General features: G+C 72.2%; 16 protein-coding genes, 1 tRNA gene and 2 pseudogenes. 10 read left to right on the top strand and 9 right to left on the bottom strand.

From position 1 onward, the window contains the following. Positions 1-26: 26 nt before the first annotated feature. Positions 27-482 (top strand): hypothetical protein, encoded by a 456-nt coding sequence (locus ACZ6TV_RS22325; RefSeq protein ID WP_465299134.1) that lies wholly within the window; start codon positions 27-29, stop codon positions 480-482. On the opposite strand, the gene ACZ6TV_RS22320 is transcribed toward ACZ6TV_RS22325, so the two are convergent. Further along, the gene (locus ACZ6TV_RS22320) at positions 469-1,242 is read right to left on the bottom strand and encodes an aldo/keto reductase (RefSeq protein ID WP_465299133.1); all 774 of its coding nucleotides are present in this window, start codon (positions 1,240-1,242) and stop codon (positions 469-471) included. The two genes, ACZ6TV_RS22325 and ACZ6TV_RS22320, sit on opposite strands and share 14 nt — an antisense overlap. Before the next feature lie 53 nt (positions 1,243-1,295). Between ACZ6TV_RS22320 and ACZ6TV_RS22315 the strand changes: the two genes are divergently transcribed. Next, positions 1,296-2,645, top strand: a complete 1,350-nt coding sequence (locus tag ACZ6TV_RS22315; RefSeq protein ID WP_465299132.1) for a GH1 family beta-glucosidase — start codon at positions 1,296-1,298, stop codon at positions 2,643-2,645. A 68-nt stretch (positions 2,646-2,713) separates the two neighbouring features. Continuing rightward, positions 2,714-3,124, top strand: a complete 411-nt coding sequence (locus ACZ6TV_RS22310) for a hypothetical protein (protein WP_465299131.1) — start codon at positions 2,714-2,716, stop codon at positions 3,122-3,124. 24 nt (positions 3,125-3,148) lie between these two features. On the opposite strand, the gene ACZ6TV_RS22305 is transcribed toward ACZ6TV_RS22310, so the two are convergent. Then, positions 3,149-3,220 (bottom strand) — tRNA-Val (locus ACZ6TV_RS22305). Between the two features lie 60 nt (positions 3,221-3,280). Beyond that, complete coding sequence (locus tag ACZ6TV_RS22300) at positions 3,281-3,733, bottom strand: peroxiredoxin (protein WP_465299130.1); 453 nt, start codon at positions 3,731-3,733, stop codon at positions 3,281-3,283. 47 nt (positions 3,734-3,780) lie between these two features. Here ACZ6TV_RS22300 and ACZ6TV_RS22295 point away from each other — a divergent pair, with 47 nt between their 5' ends. Then, positions 3,781-6,408 (top strand): Hsp70 family protein, encoded by a 2,628-nt coding sequence (locus tag ACZ6TV_RS22295; protein WP_465299129.1) that lies wholly within the window; start codon positions 3,781-3,783, stop codon positions 6,406-6,408. Between the two features lie 1,528 nt (positions 6,409-7,936). Here the strand turns inward: ACZ6TV_RS22295 and ACZ6TV_RS22290 are convergent. From ACZ6TV_RS22290 to ACZ6TV_RS22265, 6 genes and pseudogenes are all read right to left on the bottom strand, one after another. Continuing rightward, positions 7,937-8,368 carry a DUF3052 domain-containing protein gene (locus ACZ6TV_RS22290; RefSeq protein ID WP_033362448.1) on the bottom strand — a complete coding sequence of 144 codons (432 nt, stop codon included), beginning with the start codon at positions 8,366-8,368 and terminating at the stop codon, positions 7,937-7,939. Between the two features lie 105 nt (positions 8,369-8,473). After that, positions 8,474-9,640, bottom strand: a pseudogene (locus ACZ6TV_RS22285) (alpha-ketoacid dehydrogenase subunit beta); the annotation flags it as partial. A gap of 330 nt (positions 9,641-9,970) precedes the next feature. Continuing rightward, positions 9,971-11,068, bottom strand: a pseudogene (locus tag ACZ6TV_RS22280) (thiamine pyrophosphate-dependent enzyme); the annotation flags it as partial. Between the two features lie 54 nt (positions 11,069-11,122). After that, positions 11,123-11,566 (bottom strand): NUDIX hydrolase, encoded by a 444-nt coding sequence (locus tag ACZ6TV_RS22275; protein WP_465299128.1) that lies wholly within the window; start codon positions 11,564-11,566, stop codon positions 11,123-11,125. 60 nt (positions 11,567-11,626) lie between these two features. Beyond that, positions 11,627-12,040, bottom strand: a complete 414-nt coding sequence (locus ACZ6TV_RS22270; protein WP_465299127.1) for a YjbQ family protein — start codon at positions 12,038-12,040, stop codon at positions 11,627-11,629. A gap of 13 nt (positions 12,041-12,053) precedes the next feature. Next, on the bottom strand, positions 12,054-12,470 hold the full coding sequence (locus ACZ6TV_RS22265; protein ID WP_465299126.1) for a hypothetical protein: 417 nt from the start codon (positions 12,468-12,470) through the stop codon (positions 12,054-12,056). A 251-nt stretch (positions 12,471-12,721) separates the two neighbouring features. Here ACZ6TV_RS22265 and aceE point away from each other — a divergent pair, with 251 nt between their 5' ends. From aceE to ACZ6TV_RS22235, 6 genes are all read left to right on the top strand, one after another. Continuing rightward, a complete protein-coding gene (gene aceE / locus ACZ6TV_RS22260) occupies positions 12,722-15,463 on the top strand; it encodes a pyruvate dehydrogenase (acetyl-transferring), homodimeric type (RefSeq protein WP_465299125.1) in 2,742 nt (913 codons plus the stop codon). An 81-nt stretch (positions 15,464-15,544) separates the two neighbouring features. Beyond that, a complete protein-coding gene (locus ACZ6TV_RS22255; RefSeq protein WP_465299124.1) occupies positions 15,545-16,189 on the top strand; it encodes a transporter in 645 nt (214 codons plus the stop codon). Further along, positions 16,182-16,484 (top strand): transcriptional regulator, encoded by a 303-nt coding sequence (locus ACZ6TV_RS22250; protein WP_465299123.1) that lies wholly within the window; start codon positions 16,182-16,184, stop codon positions 16,482-16,484. The genes ACZ6TV_RS22255 and ACZ6TV_RS22250 overlap by 8 nt, the downstream gene beginning before the upstream one ends. After that, positions 16,484-17,347 carry an ABC transporter ATP-binding protein gene (locus ACZ6TV_RS22245; RefSeq protein WP_465299122.1) on the top strand — a complete coding sequence of 288 codons (864 nt, stop codon included), beginning with the start codon at positions 16,484-16,486 and terminating at the stop codon, positions 17,345-17,347. Before ACZ6TV_RS22250 ends, ACZ6TV_RS22245 begins: the two co-directional genes overlap by 1 nt. Positions 17,348-17,350: 3 nt before the next feature. Continuing rightward, positions 17,351-18,088: an ABC transporter permease gene (locus ACZ6TV_RS22240; protein WP_465299121.1), complete on the top strand. Its 738-nt coding sequence runs from the start codon at positions 17,351-17,353 to the stop codon at positions 18,086-18,088. Between the two features lie 355 nt (positions 18,089-18,443). Further along, positions 18,444-18,854, top strand: coding sequence for a hypothetical protein (locus ACZ6TV_RS22235; RefSeq protein ID WP_465299120.1), 411 nt, complete (start codon positions 18,444-18,446; stop codon positions 18,852-18,854). The last annotated feature ends 91 nt before the right edge of the window (positions 18,855-18,945 follow it).

The raw sequence follows: 18,945 nt of genomic DNA, 5'->3' as shown, positions 1-18,945 counted from the left end.
GGAAAAGCGTGCGCGAAGATGACGCCGTGGACAGTTGGGTGCGCTTCCGCCGGTCGGACCCGGCGAAGGTCGTCGACCTGGTGCGCGCCGTCGCCGCCGCCCGCGACGCCGGCGAGCACGGCCAGGGCGTCGAGGTCGTCGTGGAGGCACCCAGGCAGCGCTGGTGGCGGGCGCTGTTCAACCGGGACGACACCCTGGCGCAGGCGCGGATCGTGGTGACCAGGGACGGCGGCGAGGTGCGCCACCCCTTCGACATCCAGCTCGTCACGGCGTACGGCGCGGACGCGGCGCACCGGGTCGGGCGGCGCACCGGGTGGGCCGCCAGCAACTCCGCCGGCCTGGCGTTCCTCATCCGGAAGGGGCCGGACCCGGACTACGGCGAGCTGGTGACGGGCGCGGTCGAGGCCCTCGCGAGGCTGCGCCGCCAGCCCCGCGAAGGGGGCTGGCGGGCAAGGGTCGACCGGGCCGTCACACGGACGTGACGGTCGCCAGTTCCTCAGCGGTGAGGGAGAAGCCCAGCACCGACAGGTTCTGCTCCATGCGCTCCCGGTGCGTCGACTTCGGGATGATCACGATGTCCTGGTGCAGCTGCCAGCGCAGCACCACCTGCGCCACCGTCACGCCGTGCGCCTCGGCGACCGCGACGAGCCGCGGGTCGTCCAGGGGCGTGTTCTTCAGCGCGCTGTACCCCTCGACGACCACCCGCCGGTCGCGCATGTCGGCCAGGAACTGCTCGTCGTGCTCGCGGGGGCTCCACGAGACCTGGTTGACGACCGGGGTCTCGCCGGTCTCCTTCGTCAGCTCGTCGATGAGCGCCGCGTCGTAGTTGCTGACCCCGATCGTGCGGGTCAGGCCGGCGTCGCGGGCCGCCTGGAACTGCGCCCAGACCGGCACGGACTTGCCGCGCGCCGGCGGCCAGTGGATGAGCCACAGGTCGACGTGGTCGACGCCGAGCGCCTTCAGGCTGGCCTCGATCGTCTGCCGCTCCCGGCCCGCCTGCGACGGCGGGAGCTTCGTGGTGATGAAGACCTCCGAACGGTCCACGCCGCTGTCCCGCAGCGCCCTGCCGAGCTCCTCCTCGTTGCCGTACATGGTCGCGGTGTCGATGTGCCGGTAGCCGACGTCCAGCGCGGTGCGGGCCGACTCGTACGCCGACTTCCCGGTGATCTGCCAGGTGCCGAAGCCGATCGTGGGCAGCTGCACGCCCGGGGCGAGCTCGGCGGTCGGGATCTCATGTGCCATGCGCCCAATACTGCCCCGTTCCCGGCGGTGATCCGAAGCGGTAGCGTGCGGTCATGTCGGACTTTCCTGCAGGGTTCCGGTTCGGGGTCTCGACCGCGGCGTACCAGATCGAGGGCGCGGCGGACGAGGACGGCCGCGGACCGTCCATCTGGGACACGTTCAGCCGCACCCCCGGCACGACCAGGGGCGGCGCCACCGGGGACGTGGCCTGCGACCACTACCACCGCTGGGAGTCCGACCTCGACCTGATCCAGGAGCTCGGCGCGACCGCGTACCGCTGCTCGGTCTCCTGGTCCCGCGTCCAGCCGACCGGTGAGGGCCCCGCCAACGCCGCCGGGATCGCGTTCTACGACCGGCTCGTCGACGGCATGCTCGCCCGCGGCATCGACCCGCTCGTCACCCTGTTCCACTGGGACCTGCCGCAGGCCCTGCAGGACCTCGGCGGGTGGGGCAACCGCGACACCGCGATGCGCTTCGGGGAGTACGCGGAACTCGTCGGCGAGGCCCTCGGCGACCGGGTGAAGCTGTGGGTGACGCTCAACGAGCCGTACATCCACCTGTCGCTCGGGCACGTCCTCGGCGTCCACGCCCCCGGCCTGCGGCTCGGCATGGACCTGCTGCCGGTCATCCACCACCAGCTCCTCGGCCACGGCCTCGCCGTGTCGGCGCTGCGCAGGGTCTCGTCCGCGCCGATCACCCTCGCCAACAACTACTCGCCGGTGTGGCCCGCCGGCGACGCCGAGGACGACCAGACCGCCGCGATGTTCTACGACCTGGTGCAGAACCGGCTCTTCACCGACCCGATCCTGCTCGGCGGGTACCCGCCGATCGTCGAGGCCCTCACCGGCGCCGACATCGACTCGATCGTCATGGACGGCGACCTGCAGGTCATCTCCCAGCCGATCGACGCCCTCGGCGTCAACTACTACAACCCGAGCCTCGTCAGCGCCCCGCAGCCCGGCGAGGACCTGCCGTTCAGCCGCGCCGAGAGCATCCCCGGCTACCCGACGACCGACTTCGGCTGGCCCGTCGTGCCGTCCGCGCTGCGGGACCTGCTGGTGAACCTCCGCGACACGTACGGTGCGCAGCTGCCGCCCATCTGGATCACGGAGAGCGGCTGCTCCTACGCGCCGGTCGACGACCAGTTCCGCATCGACTACCACGAGGGCCACCTCGCCGCTATCCGCGAGGCGATCGACGCCGGCGTCGACGTGCGCGGCTACTGCGCGTGGTCGCTGCTGGACAACTTCGAGTGGGCCGAGGGGTACGAGCAGCGCTTCGGCCTCGTGCACGTCGACTTCGAGACCCAGGAGCGGACCAGGCGGGCCTCGTTCGAGTGGTACCGGGGGATCTGCACCTCAGCTGCACCCCGCCCGGACTTGCAGGGCGGACCGACCGGATGACACATTCGATGCGGGGCAATCCGTAGCGTTGCGCAGGTCAGTTGTGCGCAGCGTTGGGAGACGTCGTCGTGACCGAGCAATACGCCGGAGCCCTGCTCTACCTGGTCCCGGTCGTCGTGGCGGCGATCGTCGCGTTCGTGGTCACCAGGCCGGAGAAGGACGAGCCGGTCCCCGCCGCGGCGCCCCCGGACACCACCCGGCGCATCCCGGCGCAGCGCATCGCCCCGCCGTCACCGTCGGGCGGCGCGGCCGCCTACACCGGCGGCAACCGCCGCGCGCCGGCCTCGGCGCACCAGTCGCCGACGCTGCTGCACGCCGCGCTGTCGTCGCACCTCGCCGCGGTGTCCCGCACGGCGACGTCACAGACCGCGCCGCTGACGGCGAAGCAGCCGGTGCTCCGGCCGAACCGTCTCGTGTCGATCCGCCGCCCCGCCCGCATCCCGCGGCGGCCGCTGCACCAGTGCCCGCACAAGCGCTAGAGCGCCGGTCGTCCGGGTGAAGTGTGGGCACGGTTGGGTTCGAACCAACGACCCCCCGCTTGTAAGGCGGGTGCTCTTCCACTGAGCTACGCGCCCCGGAGTGCTGCTGATGCTACCTGCCGCGTCCCATCCGACCCAGTCGGTATCAGCTGTGTATCAGATCTGCAACGATGCGATCGCTGTGCGCCACTTGTCCTGGTCCCGGGACTGACCGGGGCCGACCTGCTCGGCGAACCGCACGACACCGGCGGTGTCGACGAGAAACGTGCCCCGGTTGGCGAATCCGGCCTTGTCGTTGAAGACGCCATACGCCTGGGCGACCGCGCCGTGCGGCCAGAAGTCCGACAGGAGAGGGAAGTCATAGCCCTCCCGGTCGGCCCAGACCTTGTGGCTGTACGGCGAGTCGACGCTGACGGTCAGCACCTGCACCGTGTCGGTCTGGAAATCGCCGGCTGTCGACAGTTCCCCCTGGCAGGTGCCGGTGAAGGCCAACGGGTAGAAGACCAGCAGGACCGCCTTGCGCCCGCGGAAATCCGACAGCCGGACCTCCTGATTGTTCTGGTCCTTGAGCGCGAAGTCCGGGGCCTCGCCGCCGACGCCGACAGTCATGGACACGAGCATGCCACTTGTCGTACCGGGGGCCTACACTCGCCCGCATGGCTGCCGGTCCGCGTCTGGGCATCGACTTCGGGACCTCCCATACCGTTGCGCTGCTCGCGTGGCCGGATGGGCGGGTCCGCCCCTTGTTGTTCGACGGTTCGCCGTTGCTGCCGTCCTGCGTCTATGCGCAGCCCGACGGGCAGGTCCTGGTGGGCCGCGACGCGGTGCACGCCGCGCGGGTCGACCCGGCGCGGTTCGAGGCCAGCCCGAAGCGGCGCATCGACGACGGCACGGTGCTGCTCGGCGACCGCGAGTTCACGGTCCCGGCCCTGATCGGGGCGGTGCTGTCACACGTCGCGTCCGAGGCCCGGCGGGTCGCGGGCGGGCAGGTCGGCGCGGTGACGCTGACGCACCCGGCGGCGTGGGGCGTGTCCCGGCGGCTCGCGCTCGTGGAGGGCGCGACGATCGCGGGGCTGCCGCAGCCCGCGCTCATGCCCGAGCCGGTCGCCGCCGCGCACTATTTCGCCGGCGTGCTGCAGCGGCCGCTCACCGCCGAGCAGGGCCTGCTCGTGTATGACTTCGGCGGCGGCACGTTCGACGCCAGCGTCGTCACCCGGGCGGGCGACGGCTTCGACGTCCGGGCCGTCGACGGCATCGACGACCTGGGCGGCATCGACCTCGACGCGCTGATCGTGGACCACGCGAAGCGCAAGCTGGAGGACCCGCCGGTGTGGGCGCGGCTGGAGAGCCCGCAGACCACCGAGGACCGGCGGCACCGCCGCCTGCTGTGGGACGACGCCCGCGTGGCGAAGGAGATGCTGTCGCGGACCCCGACGACGGGGCTGCACGTGCCGATCGCGGCGGCCGACGTCGACATCACGCGTGAGGCGTTCGAGGACCTGGCCCGGCCGCTGCTGGAGCAGACGGTCCGCACCACCGCCGCCGTGGTCCGCTGGGCGGGGCTGGACAACAGCAAGCTCGCCGGGCTGTTCCTGGTCGGCGGGTCGAGCCGGATCCCCCTCGTGGCGACGTTGCTGCAGAAGGAGCTCGGGGTCGCCCCGACGATCATCGAGCAGCCCGAGATGGTGGTCGCCGAGGGCAGTCTCCGCGCCTGGGTCAGCGTCGGGGTGCAGCCCGCCGCGGGTGCCGCCTCCGGGCCGCCGGCGGGTGCTCCGGCGGGCGCCGGTGGGCAGGGCGGTCCGGCCGCGGCCGCGGCGGGTGCCGGGGCGGCGGCCGCTGCCGGCGACGTGTTCGGCAAGGCGGGTGGGGCTCAGGCCGCGGCGGCGCAGCAGCAGCCGGCGCCGCCCGCCGGGCAGCAGGGTGGGTATCCCGCGGGGTTCCAGCAGGGGCCCGGCACGCCGCCCAACGGGATCGCACCGGTCAGCGGCACGCCGATGAGCGCGCCGCCGGTCAGTGGCATGCCGATGAGCGCGCCGCCGGTGAGCGGCCCGCCCGGGGCGTATCAGGGCGGCGTCCAGCCGATGAGCGCCCCGCCCGCGGCGAACGCGCCGATGAGTGCCCCGCCCGCGCCTCCCGTGAGCGGCCCGCCCGGTGTGTATCAGGGCTACCAGCAGGGCGGCTTCCCGGCCGGTGCGGCGCCGGTGAGTCCGGGGGCCGACGCGCAGGCCACGCAGCGGCTCCGCCCGATGACCCCGCCGCCGGTGCAGCAGGGCTATCAGCAGGGGCACGCGCCGGTCCAGCAGCCGCAGCCGCCGCAGTTCACCCGGCCGCCGCAGGCGGTCCAGCAGACCTACATGTCCCCGTCGGCGTCGCCGATGACCTATGCGCCGATGCCGCGGGAGGAGGCGCCCCCGCCACCCCGCCGGCGCAACGTGGCGATCCCGCTGCTCGTCGGCATCCTCGTCCTCGCGCTGGCGCTCGCCGGCTACGTGGTGTTCGACGAGGTCAGTAACAACAAGGGCGACAACGACGTCGCGCAGCAGTCCAGCTCCGGCGCCCCGAGCTCCGGCCCGGCCCCGTCGGCGACCGCCGACGTGCAGGAGCTCCCGGCGTATTCGCGGGAGAGCAAGCCGTCCTGGGTGCCCGGCAACTGGAAGCAGTACACGGACCGCGGGCTGCACGAGCTGTGGTATTCACAGGACGAGTCCGAGGGCGGCAGGTGCGACGCGAGCAGCGACGACCTGCACGTCGTCACGGCCAGCCGCGGCCTGACCGGCTGCACGCTGAAGGACCCGCTCAACGTCAACATGACCGACGTCGGCATCGAGGCCAAGGTCCGCCGGCAGAGCGGCTGCGGCGGCATGTGGGTCAGGACCGGCGACAAGGCCTACACCGTCGGCGTGTGCGACGGCGTCATCCGCCTGTATGCCCTGGGCGACGCCGCCCCGAGCCAGAACAACGAACTCGCCTCGTGGCCCGTGAAGTCGCCCGGCGACCCGTATGTCGCCCTGGTCGTCATCGGCACCGAGATCACCGTCTATGCCAACGGCGTCAAGCTCGGCACCAAGGTCAACGACCTGATCAAGCGCGGCAAGGTCAACCTGGGCGCCTTCACCCCGGGCGACGCCGCCGACGTCACCTTCTCCGACGTCCGCGTCTACCAGCCCCAGTCCAACTCCGGCGGCGGCAACCCCACCACCAACCCGAGCCCCTCCAAGTCCTGGTCGAACTCCCCGTCACCCACCCCCAGCTGGAAACCGACCTCGACCAAGTCCTCAACCTGACCTCTCCACGTCGCGGCGACGGCGAGCTGCGGCCTGGGCGGGCTCGCCCGGGCAACTCGGCCGGAGTGGGACGGTTCGGATGGCTCGGCCTGACCCGACCCGTTCCTCGGCCTGCCGCCCGCTCCTGCGCAATCCCGGCCTGACACGGAGGCCGACGTCCTGCGGAGGCACTGAGGCGGTCCTGCGCGTCCTGCGGAGGTGGCAGGGCAGCAGGCGGCCCGGGTCGAAGCATCGCCGGTCTGGGTGGTTCGGGCGGGAGCGGGCCGGTCGAGGTGAGTCGGGCGGCCGGTTTCGGTTTGCCCCGGCGTGCTCCTCAGCCTGCCGGCGTCCCCGCATGGGCTCGGCCTGGCGGGGTCTGCGTCGTGCGGAGGCGGCCGGGGCGGGGCTTTTGCTCGTCCGGGTGGTTCGTGCGGAGGCGGCCGGGGCGGACCTTCGCTCGTCCGGGTGGTTCGTGCGGAGGCGGCCGGGGCGGACCTTCGCTCGTCCGGGTGGTTGGGCGATGCGGGCCGGCCGGAGCGAGTCGGGCGGGTCGGGGTGGCTCCGGGTCTGGCCCGACCTGTTCGTCAGCCTGCTGGCGCCCCTGTGCGGGCCCGGGACGAGTCAACCTCGTGCGGAGACACCGAGGCGGTCTCGCGCGTGCTGCGGGGCGGCAGGGCGGAGCCTCACCGGTCCGGGCGGGGGTGGGCCGGTCGGGGTGAGTCGGGCGGCCGGTTGCGGTTTGCCCCGACGTGCTCCGCAGGCTGCCGGCGTCCCTGCGTGGGCTCGGCCTGGTGGGGTCTGCGTCGTGCGGAGGCGGCCGGGGCGGGGCTTTTGCTCGTCCGGGTGGTTCGTGCGGAGGCGGCCGGGGCGGACCTTCGCTCGTCCGGGTGGTTTGGCGATGCGGGCCGGCCGGAGCGAGTCGGGTGGCTTCGGTCTGGCCCGACCTGTTCGTCGGCCTGCTGGCGTCCCTGTGCGGGCCCGGTCTGGACGAGTCAGCGTCGTGCGGAGACACCGACGCCGGTCCCGCGCGTGCTGCGGGGCGGCAGGGCGGAGCCTCGCGGGTCCGGGCGGGGTTGGGCCGTCGAGGTGAGGCGAGCGGCCGGTTTCGATCCGGCCCGACCCCGCTCCTCAGGCTGCCGGCGTCCCCGCGTGAGCGAGGCCCGGACGGGGTCGGCGTCATGCGGAGGCATCGAGACGGTCTGGGTGGTTCGGCGAGGTGGGACGGCCGGGGGCGATTCGCTCCTCAACCCGACCCCACCCTCCCCGCGAGGCCGGCGCCGATCCCGATGGGGCGCGATCCTCGGCCGGGCGGGTGTGCTCTGCTCGACCCCGCCGCTCGAGCCGGCAACGCCACCCGTGCGTGCCGGCCGTGGGAAGGCAGAGCCGCACGACCCGCCGGATCGCTGGAATTGTCCGCTCTCCGGCCCTGAGGAGGGCAGGAGTCATCGACCCGGCGGCCGCTGCGGACGAAGAGCGGGGGCGGGTGGGTGTCAGGGCTCGCCTTCAGCTTCCTCGGGTGGGGGAAGGTGCCGGCGAGCGCACCGACGAGCTAGCGGCGGGACCTCGCGGCGCGCGGTGCGACCAGGCGCGCCGCGGTCCAGTCCTTGCCGGCGTTGACCGTCGAGGTCTGCTGCAACCCGGCGGTGGGAGCCGACTCGTTGATATCGCTCGGCTCGACGTGTCCGGGCCGGCCGGCCTTCGGGGTGAGGAGCCACACCACGCCGTTGTCCGCGAGCGGGCCCAGCGCGTCGATGAGCGTCTCGACCAGGTCGCCGTCGTCGTCGCGCCACCACAGCAGCACCACGTCTACGACCTCGTCGGTCTCCTCGTCAACCAGGTCACCGCACCGGTCGATCAGGACGTCGCGGAGATCCTGGTCGACGTCGTCGTCGTACCCCATCTCCATAACGACCATGCCCGGTTCGACGCCGAACCGGTCCGCCAGGCTCTTCACCTCGGCCTGACCCGCGGTCGCGTTCACTGTCCACTGCCTCCTGTCGCACACCACTGTTAGCGCGTAGTCCACACAGTACGGGCCGTCAACGCAAGTGGCGCACCGATGCGATTCAAAAGATAAAGGTCCAAACTACCGGGCCAACAGCGATTTCGCTCCCTGGACGATCTGTTCCTCGGAGACCAGGACGTGGTTGGCGGCGGGTCCGAGCGGCACGAACGAGTCGACCGCGGCCACCCGGCGGGCCACGCCGACGTAGCCGGCGTCCACGAGCGCGGCGATGATGCCCTCGCCGACGCCGCCGGAGCGGCGGGTCTCGTCGACGACGAGGACGCGGCCGGTGTCGGAGGCGTGCTTGATGATGTCACCGACGGGCAGCGGCGACAGCCAGCGCAGGTCGACGACGCGGCAGGTGACGCCCTCCTCGGCGAGGCGCGCCGCGGCCCGCAGCGACATCCGCACGCCGTTGCCGAAGGTGATGATGGTCAGATCGTCGTTCGGGCCGCTGTGGTACGCCCTGGCCCGGCCGATCGGCACGTGGATCGCCGACCACTCGCTGGGTGGCGCGTACTCCGACAGCCACCAGTTGTCGCTGTCGCCGTGCAGGTCGCGGGTGTGGTACAGCGCGATCGGCTCGAGGAACACGCAGACGCTGCCGTCGACGACCGCGCTGGCCAGGCAGGTGCGCAGCATGGGGGCGGCGTCCTCGGCCCGGGCGGGCGCGGCGACGACGAGCCCCGGGACGTCGCGGAGGACGGCGAGGGCGTTGTCGTTGTGGAAGTGGCCGCCGAAGCCCTGCTGGTACGCCAGGCCGGCGACCCGCACGACCATCGGGTTGTGGTACGCGCCCTGCGAGAAGAACTGCATGGTGGCGGCCTCGCCGCGCAGCTGGTCCTCGGCGTTGTGCAGGTACGCCAGGTACTGGATCTCCGGCACGGGCAGCATCCCGGCGAGGCCGGCGCCGAGGCCGAGCCCGAGGATCGAGGTCTCGTCCAGGAGCGTGTCGAAGACGCGGGCGGTGCCGAAGCGGTCCCGCAGCCCCTTGGTGACGCCGTAGACGCCGCCCTTGGCCGCGACGTCCTCGCCGAAGACCACCATCTGCGGGTACGCGAGCATGGCGTCGGTCAGGGCGGCGTTGATCGTCTGGGCGAGGGTGAGCGGCCCGGCCCGCTCGGGCAGCCGCCCGTTGAACGCCGCCGCCCGCGTCGGCGGATGCACGATGCCGTTGCCGTTGCCGTTGCCGTTGCCGTTGCCGTTGCCGTTGCCGTTGCCGTTGCCGTTGCCGTTGCCGTTGCCGCGGTGGTCCCCGTCCGGCGGAGAGGCCTGCTGATCTCCGGCTTCCCCGGCAGCCTCAGGATCAGGAAGGTCCGCGTCGTCGGGTAAGACGTCCGGGGCGCGGTGCGACGCGGCGGCGTGGAAGGGCGCGTCGTCGGCGAGCGACGGATCCTGCGCGGCGAGCTCCAGGTCGTCGTCGATGTCGCTGCCCGCGTCCGGGTCCACGGTCTCGTCGATTAGGTCGGCGGCGGCGTCGGCGACGGCCCTGGACACCCGGACCGGCCGGCGCGGGGCGAGGGGCGCGGTCACCTCGGAGGCGCTGGCCAGCTTCGGCTCGCCGAGGACCTCCTCCGCGACCTGCCGCACGTCCCAGCCGAGCTCGTCGTAGCGGGCCATCAGCTCCGCGGGGGTGGCGACCCCGGCCTCGACGAGGAGCCGGGCGGTGCGGACCAGGGGGTCGCGGGCGAGGTCGGCGGCGATCTCGCCGGGGGAGCGGTAGGCCATCTCCGCGTCCGCGCCCGCGTGGCCCATCAGCCGGACGGTGGTGAGGTGCAGGATCGCGGGCCGGCGGAAGCGCCGCGCCCACGCGGCGGCCTCCGCGGCGCGGTCGTAGGTGGCGGCGGCGTCGCAGCCGTCGGCGGTGTAGTAGCGCACCCCGGGGCGGCTGCTGAGCGCGGCGGCGACCCAGCCCTCGGGGGAGCGGACGCTGATGCCGAGGGAGTTGTCCTCGCAGACGAACAGCAGCGGCAGCCGCAGCCCGACGTGGTCGCACCAGCCGGCGGTGTTGAAGGCCGCGGTCGCGGCGGCGTGGTTGATCGACGCGTCGCCGAAGGAGCACACGACGAGGGCGTCGCCGGGCCAGCCGTGGCCGTTGCCGGTGCCCGGGCCCGGGGCGGCGCCCGCGAGGGCGGCGGCAGGGCTACGGCGGCGGGCCCGGCCCAGCGCGTACGCGACGCCGACCGAGCGGGGCAGGTGCGACGCGACCGTCGAGGTGGTGGGCACGACGTGCAGGTCGGGGTGGCCGAAGACCTTGTGCCGTCCGCCGGCGATCGGCTCCTTCGCCGACGCGACGACCCCGCGGAGCACGTCGCGGATCGGGTCGCTGCCGGGGACCTGGGCGGCGCGCATGCAGTAGAAGCCGCCGGAGCGGTAGTGCAGCAGGGCTGGGTCGGTCGGGCGGAGCGCCGCGGCGACCGCCGCGTTCCCCTCGTGGCCGGCGGAGCCGATCGTGTAGTAGCCGGCGTTGAAGCCGCGCAGCCAGCGGGCCGCGAGGTCGAGATGGCGGCTGGTGCACTGGGCGTCGTACAACGCCCGGGCCTGCACCCCGGTGAGCGCGGTGTCGTCCCGCACCGGCTCGTCGAGGTCCCGGATGACCGTGGCGGCGACGAGCCCGGCGAGCTCCGCGCGGAACCGCTCGTCGAGGTCCTGAGGGGTGGTCACGCTCGACAGCATGGCCGAAATTGGTCTTCGTCTGCCAGTCCGGTGCGGCGCGGTGTGCCGCCGCGGTCACCGTCCGGTGCGCCCGGCCAGTGCCCTGTACTGCGAAGACTCCAGGAAGCCCGGCACCAGAAGTGCCGCGGTCACGCCGAGGTCCCGCGCGAGTGCCTCCTCAGGTGTGAGGAACACCATCGCCTGGCCCTCGCCGAGGACGATGTCGTCCTGGGTGGCGTCGGTCGCCGCGTAGTACACGTGCATCTCGACGAGACCGTCGGCCGTCGTCACCGAGGGCCGGGTGCCGGTGACGTAGTGTTCGAGCCCGGTCACGACGAGTCCGGTCTCCTCCCGCACCTCGCGGCGGGCGGCCTCCTCCGGCGTCTCGCCGTCCTCGATCTTGCCGCCGGGCATCGCCCACTGGTTGGGGGAGACCTTCGCGTGGGCGTCTCGGTGCTGCATGAGGACCCGCCCCTGCGGGTCGACGAGGAACACGACGGCGACGCGACGCTCGATCACGTCTGCGATCCTCCCGCCTGCGGGCCGGGAACCCCGGCAGAAACGCGGTTCATTCCTGACTCATCCGTGCAGGAAGCTGAGGCGGACCTGGCGGGTGGCGTTGTCGCCGTTGGGGTCGACCAGGCAGATCGACTGCCAGGTGCCCAGCGCGATCCGCCCGCCGAGGACGGGCAGTGTCGCGTAGGGCGCGACGAACGCCGGCATGACGTGGTCGCGGCCGTGGCCGGGGGAGCCGTGCCGGTGCCGCCAGCGGTCGTCGGTGGGCAGGACGTCGTCGAGGGCGCGCAGCAGGTCGTCGTCGCTGCCGGCGCCGGTCTCGATGATCGCGATCCCGGCGGTGGCGTGCGGGGCGAACACGTGCAGCAGCCCGTTGCCGTCCGGCGCGTGCGCGGCGACGAACCGCGCGGCCTCGTCCGTGATGTCGCGCACCACCGGCCGGGAGCCGGTGCGCACGGTGATGACCTCGGAGTGCATGGACCCCAGTCTGTCAGTCGCTGGAGGACGAGGACGACCCCGAGTCCGAGGAGGACGACGAGGAGCCGGAGTCCGAGGAGGAGGACCAGGACGACCCGGAGTCGTGCGAGTGGGAGTGGGAATGGCCGTGGTCCATGCTGTGGCCCCACCCGTGCACGTGCCCCTGGTGTGCGTCGTGCCCGCCGAAGTGGTGCCCCCCGGGGAAGGGCTGACCGCCGCCGTCGGGGGTCCAGTCGGGGCCGAGCGGGTCGGCGCCGGACGCGCCCGGCCGGTACCCGCCACCGCCGCCGAACGAGTTGTTGAGGGTGGCGTTCGCGGCGCCCCGGATCACCCGGCGCACGACGAACGTGATGACGAGGACCACCGTGACGATCGCGGCGCCCACGCAGAGGACCGGGATCAGCAGCCACCAGGCGGAGTTGTCGGACACGGCCGCACCGTAGCCGATCCGGGCGGCCCGGATGATCGTTCGGTCGCGGTTTTGTCACCCAGAAGTTACCCGCCGGTATCGTGTCGCGCGTCGCAGTTGGCGCCCCGTAGACGTGACGGATCGCACTGGGGGCAGGCAGGATGGGACATGGGCTCACACATTGCCTCAACAAGTACACCCCGAGGCCATCCCGACCGGTCGCCGCCGGCTCACCGCAGCGGCGAACGGTCCTACACCTAGAAGGAACGCCTGTGTCCACCGAACGCAAGCGCCCAGTGATCAGCGACGGCCTGCCGAGTCAACTGCCGGACATCGACCCGGAGGAGACCACCGAATGGGTCGAGTCGCTGGACGGAGTGATCGACGAGCGCGGCACGAAGCGCGCACGGTACGTGATGCTGCGCCTGCTGGAGCGCGCGCGGGAGCGACAGGTCGGCGTGCCGCCGCTCACCACCACGGACTACATCAACACGATCGCGCCGGAGCGTGAGCCCTGGTTCCCCGGCGACGAGCACGTGGAGCGGCGCATCCGCGCCTACATCCGGTGGAACGCGGCGATGCTCGTGCAGCGCGCCCAGCGTCCCGACGTCGGCGTCGGCGGTCACATCTCGACCTTCGCCAGCGCCGCCAGCCTGTACGAGGTGGGCTTCAACCACTTCTTCCGCGGCAAGGACCACCCGGGCGGCGGCGACCAGATCTTCTTCCAGGGGCACGCCTCCCCGGGCATGTACGCGCGCGCGTTCATGGAGGGCCGCCTGAGCGAGCAGCAGCTCGACGGGTTCCGCCAGGAGCTGTCGCACGGCGGCATCGGCAAGGGCCTGCCCAGCTACCCGCACCCGCGGCTGATGCCCGACTTCTGGGAGTTCCCGACCGTCTCGATGGGTCTGGGCGGCATCAACGCGATCTACCAGGCGCGGTTCAACCGGTACCTGCACAACCGGGGCTTCAAGGACACCAGCCAGCAGCACGTGTGGGCCTTCCTCGGCGACGGCGAGATGGACGAGCCGGAGTCGATCGGCGCGATCGGCGTGGCCGCCCGCGAGGAGCTGGACAACCTCACGTTCGTCATCAACTGCAACCTGCAGCGCCTCGACGGCCCGGTCCGCGGCAACGGCAAGGTCATGCAGGAGCTCGAGGCGTTCTTCCGCGGCGCCGGGTGGAACGTGATCAAGGTCGTCTGGGGCCGGGAGTGGGACCCGCTGCTCGCCGCCGACACCGACGGCGCGCTGGTCAACCTGATGAACAAGACCCCGGACGGCGACTACCAGACCTACAAGGCGGAGTCCGGCGCGTACGTGCGGGAGCACTTCTTCGGCCGCGACCCGCGCACCCGCAAGATGGTCGAGCACCTGTCCGACGACGAGATCTGGAACCTCAAGCGCGGCGGCCACGACTACCGCAAGCTGTACGCGGCGTACAAGGCGGCCACCGAGCACACCGGCCAGCCGACGGTCATCCTCGCCAAGACGATCAAGGGCTGGACGCTCGGCTCGCACTTCGAGGGCCGCAACGCCACGCACCAGATGAAGAAGCTGACCCTGCAGGACGTCAAGGACTTCCGCGACCGGCTGTACCTGGACATCCCCGACAGCGCGATCGGCGACAACCCGTACGCGGTGCCGTACTACCGCCCGGACGAGAAGTCCGACGAGATGCAGTACATGCTGCAGCGGCGCGCCGAGCTCGGCGGTTCCGTGCCGAACCGGCGCACGACGCACGTGGACCTGAAGCTGCCGGAGTCGTCGGTGTACGGCGACATCAAGCGCGGCTCGGGCAAGCAGAAGGTCGCCACGACCATGGCGTTCGTGCGCATGCTCAAGGACCTGATGCGCGACAAGGGCATGGGGCGGCGCTGGGTGCCGGTCATCCCCGACGAGGCCCGCACGTTCGGCATGGACTCGCTCTTCCCGACCGCGAAGATCTACTCGCCGCACGGGCAGAACTACACGCCGGTCGACCGGGAGCTGTTCCTGAGCTACCGGGAGTCCACCAACGGGCAGATCCTGCACGAGGGCATCAACGAGGCCGGCTCGGTCGCGTCCTTCACCGCGGCGGCGACCAGCTACGCCACCCACGGCGAGCCGATCATCCCGGTCTACATCTTCTACTCGATGTTCGGCTTCCAGCGCACCGCCGACGGCATCTGGGCGGCCGCCGACCAGATGTCGCGCGGCTTCCTGCTCGGTGCCACCGCGGGGCGCACCACGCTCAACGGTGAGGGCCTGCAGCACGAGGACGGTCACTCGCTGCTCATCGCGGCGACGAACCCGGCCGTGGTGGCCTACGACCCGGCGTTCGGCTACGAGATCGCGCACATCACCGAGAACGCGGTCAACCGGATGTACGGCGACAAGCCCGAGGACCTCATCTACTACCTGACGGTCTACAACGAGCCGATCTTCCAGCCGGCGGAGCCCGCGGAACTCGACGTGCAGGGCCTGCTCAAGGGCCTGTACCGGTACCAGGCGTCGGCGCAGGAGGGGCCGAAGGCGCACATCCTCGCCTCCGGCACCGGCATGCAGTGGGCGCTGAAGGCGCAGAAGCTCCTCGCCGAGGAGTGGGGCGTGTCCGCCGACGTGTGGTCCGCGACGTCCTGGACCGAGCTGCGCCGCGACGCGGTCGTCGCCGAGGAGCACAACCTGCTCCACCCGACCGACGAGCCGCGGGTGCCGTACATCACCAAGGCCCTGGAAGGCGCCGAGGGCCCGGTCGTCGCGGTCTCCGACTTCATGCGGGCCGTGCCGGACCTGATCTCGCGCTGGGTACCGAACGACTACACCTCGCTCGGCACCGACGGCTTCGGTCTGTCCGACACCCGGCACGCGCTGCGCCGGCACTTCCACGTCGACGCCGAGTCGATCGTGGTCGCCACGCTGCGCCAGCTCGCCCGCCGCGGCGAGGTCCCGGCGTCGGTCGCCGGTGAGGCCGCGAAGAAGTACGCGATCGACGACGTCAACGCCGCGCCGGTGGGCGAGACCGGCGGCGACTCGTAACATCGCAGGTCAGCGAGAGGGGATCGAGCACATCGATCCCCTCTCTTTTGGTAAACAGGTTTATGGCGTAAAGTTCTTTGCATGACCCCCGTCGATGACGACGCACCACCCGCCTCGCCCGCGGAGTCCCTCGCCCTCATCCAGCAGGAGCGGGCCGCCGTCGCCGGCACCGTCTCGCTCAACCCCCTCGGCTACTACCTGCCGTGGGGCGTCGCCTGGCTGGTCGGCTACGGGCTGCTGTTCCTGCGGTATGGGCCGGACGGGCGGGTCTTCGTCGACCTCCCCGCCTGGCTGCCCCTGGTCACCCTGTTCGCCGCGATGGTCCTGGCCATGATCAGCACCGCGGTGGTCTCCGCCCGGCGCGGCCGCGGCGTCGAGGGCCGCTCGACGTGGCAGGGCACGGCCTACGGGTTCGCGTGGTTCCTCGCGTTCGCCGGCGTCGGCTCCACCACCGGGCGCTTCGTCAAATACCTGCCGCAGGAGGAGCAGGGCCTGCTGTGGGCGTGCGTGTCCGTCGGCACCGTCGCCGTCATGTACATGGCAGGGTCCGCGATCTGGCTGTCGCGCGACATGTTCGTCCTCGGCGCCTGGCTCACCGTCGTCAACATCGCCGGCGTCGCCCTCGGCCCCGGCTGGCACTCGCTGCTCGTCGCCGTCGGCGGGGGCGGCGGCCTGACCCTGTTCGGGCTGATCATGTGGGCACGCGAGCGGCGGCGGCGTGGCTGACCTCGACCCCGTGATCCACGCGCAGGCGAGACTCCGGATCATGGCGGCGCTGTCCGCCCTGGCCGACGGCGACCGGATGACCTTCCCCCGCCTCCAGCAGATCCTCGACATGACCGCCGGCAACCTGTCGGTGCACCTGACGAAGCTCGAGCAGGCCGGCTATGTCGAGGTCGCCAAGTCCTTCCGCGGCCGCACCCCGACCACCTCCGCCGCGCTGACCGCCCGCGGACGGGTCGCGTTCGACGACTACACCGCGGCGGTGCGCGCCCTCCTCGACCCTCCGAAGGAGTCCTGATGGACCTGCTCGCCAGAACGGTCGACGTCACCCGCCGCTACGGCGACCAGGTGGCCCTCGACGGCGTGAGCCTCGACATCCCCGCCGGCGGGGTGGTGGGGCTGCTCGGCCCCAACGGCGCCGGCAAGTCGACGCTCATCAACCTTCTCGTCGGCCTGCGCCGCCCGACGAGCGGCCGCGTCGAGCTCTTCGGCGGCGACCCCCGCGACCCCGCGACCCGGCGCCGCGTCGGCGTCACGCCGCAGGAGACCGGGCTGCCCGCGACGCTGCGGGTCCGTGAGTGCGTCGCGTTCGTCGCCGCCCACTTCGCCGACCCGGTCCCCACCGGCGAGCTCCTGGCCGACTTCGGCCTCACCGAGGTCGCCGGGCGGCAGACCGGCGGGCTGTCCGGCGGGCAGAAACGGCGCCTCGCCGTCGCGCTCGCCTTCGTCGGCCGCCCCGACCTCGTCTTCCTCGACGAGCCGACGACGGGCCTCGACGTGCAGGCCCGCCGCGAGCTGTGGGACCACGTCCGGGAGTACGGGCGGACCGGCACCGTCGTGCTGACCAGCCACTACCTGGAGGAGATCGAGGCCCTCGCCGACCGGGTCGTCGTCATCGGCCGCGGCCGGGTCCTCGCCGACGACACCGTCGACGCGATCCGCGGCATGGTCGGCATCCACCGGGTCAGCCTGGAGGAGACCACCCTGCCGGAGCTGCCCGGCGTGGTCGGCGTCGAGCACGCCGAGGGGCGCACCTCGCTGCTCACCCCGGACCCCGACCGGCTCGTGCGCGACCTCGTCGCCGCGGGCGTGCCGTTCCGCGGGCTGCGGGTCCAGCCGACCACCCTCGAAGAGGCCTTTCTGACCCTGACGGGAGCCTGACCGATGCCGCTCGCCCTGACCCACGCCCGGTTCCGCATCCTGGAGACGCTCCGCATCCCGGTCGCCGTCGTCGGCGGCGCGTTCTTCCCCGCCGCGTCGATGCTGTTCTTCGTCGTGCCGTTCGCCGGTGACGACCCGGTCGGCGCGACCTTCGCCACCGCCTCGATGGTCATGTTCGCCGTCATGACCAGCTCGCTGTTCACCTACGGCGTCGGCGTCGCCGAGGACCGCTCGCAGCCGTGGGATCCGTTCAGCCGCACCCTGCCCGCCGGGCCTGCCGCCGCGTTCACCGGCCGGATCCTGTCCGGGCTGACGTTCATGTTCATCTCGCTGATCCCGGTCGTCGTCATCGGCGCGCTGTTCACCGCGGCGACCGCCACGCCGGCGCAGCTGCTGCTCGCGCTCGGCGCGGTCGTGGTCAGCGCCCTGCCGTTCACGTTCATGGGCCTCGCCATCGGCTACGCACTGCCGACCAAGGCCGCCCTCGCCGTCGCGCAGATCATCTTCTTCCCCCTGGCGTTCGGCGGCGGGCTGCTGTCGTCGCCGGGCGAAGCGCCCGGGTTCGTCGAGACGATCGCCCCCTACCTGCCGACCCGCGGCGCCGCCGAGCTGGTCTGGGCCGCCGTCAGCGACTTCGAGGTGTCGACGACCTCGATGGTCGCGTTGCTCGGCTGGACGGCAGGCGCGGCGGCCCTCGCGGCCTGGGCGCACCGCCGCGACGAGGGAGCCCGCTTCAGCTGATCCGCACCCCGGCGCCCTCCGATCGGTGAACCACAGCCGATCGGAGGACGCCGATGTATGCCACAAAGAACACGATTTCCTCGATCCCGGCGTTGCGCGCACATCGATCTTCCCAGGTCGCTAGCCTGATACCGCAGGCCTGCGACGGCGCAAGGCCGAGGCGATGTCGAGGTGCTGACAGCCAGCGGTGGAGAATTGCCGAACCATACGACTGGACGCACCGTTTCTCCGATCGCCGGTGAATCCTTTCTTCGGGGAACATGAAATGTATCTGTGGTACCGCGACCTGGCGGTGCGGCTTCCGTTGGTCTCGCGGAGGGCGCGGACAGGGGCGACGACGAGGGTGACGAGGGCGGTGACGGCCGTGGCGCAGCCGGACGCGGTCGATCTCGTCGTGGCGTACCTGCGCGCGCAGCACCACCTTTCGGACGCCACCCTGGTCACCGCGCGCCCGGAGGACCTGGGCGGTGAGTTGCCGGTCCTGCTCGTGGAGGCGGTGGGTGCGCCGGTGCGCTCGCGGCTGCCGTGGGCCCGGCAGGTCCGCTGGCGGATCGGGCTGCAGGCGTGGGCCGAGCCCGAGCGGGTGGAGGCGTTCGTCTACGGTGCGTTGACCGCGCTGCTCGCCGCGCGCGGCGTCCGGCTGCCCGACGGCGGGCGGATCGTCCGGGTCGACCCGGCCGCCGAGCCGACCGAGGTGCCCGACCCGCGGGCCGGCGACGCCATCAGCCGGGTGGTGACGACCGTCGACGTGGCGGTCAGCTACTGATCTTTTGAGTAGATCAACACTCAACGTTGAGTAAGTAGTTCGCCAACCGTTGAGTAACTCTCTCGTGTTGCAAGGGTCGACGTAGGGCTAC

It is taken from the genome of Dactylosporangium sp. NPDC051087, from assembly GCF_055586325.1.
This window is presented reverse-complemented; position numbering and strand designations above follow the sequence as displayed.

Excerpts from the sequence above, each read along its gene's own strand:
- ACZ6TV_RS22320 (WP_465299133.1), bottom strand. The coding sequence starts at position 1,242 with ATGGCACATGAGATCCCGACCGCCGAGCTCGCCCCGGGCGTGCAGCTG.
- ACZ6TV_RS22240 (WP_465299121.1), top strand. The coding sequence starts at position 17,351 with ATGCCGCTCGCCCTGACCCACGCCCGGTTCCGCATCCTGGAGACGCTC.
- ACZ6TV_RS22295 (WP_465299129.1), top strand. The coding sequence starts at position 3,781 with ATGGCTGCCGGTCCGCGTCTGGGCATCGACTTCGGGACCTCCCATACC.
- ACZ6TV_RS22300 (WP_465299130.1), bottom strand. The coding sequence starts at position 3,733 with ATGACTGTCGGCGTCGGCGGCGAGGCCCCGGACTTCGCGCTCAAGGAC.
- ACZ6TV_RS22245 (WP_465299122.1), top strand. The coding sequence starts at position 16,484 with ATGGACCTGCTCGCCAGAACGGTCGACGTCACCCGCCGCTACGGCGAC.
- ACZ6TV_RS22315 (WP_465299132.1), top strand. The coding sequence starts at position 1,296 with ATGTCGGACTTTCCTGCAGGGTTCCGGTTCGGGGTCTCGACCGCGGCG.
- ACZ6TV_RS22255 (WP_465299124.1), top strand. The coding sequence starts at position 15,545 with ATGACCCCCGTCGATGACGACGCACCACCCGCCTCGCCCGCGGAGTCC.
- ACZ6TV_RS22270 (WP_465299127.1), bottom strand. The coding sequence starts at position 12,040 with ATGCACTCCGAGGTCATCACCGTGCGCACCGGCTCCCGGCCGGTGGTG.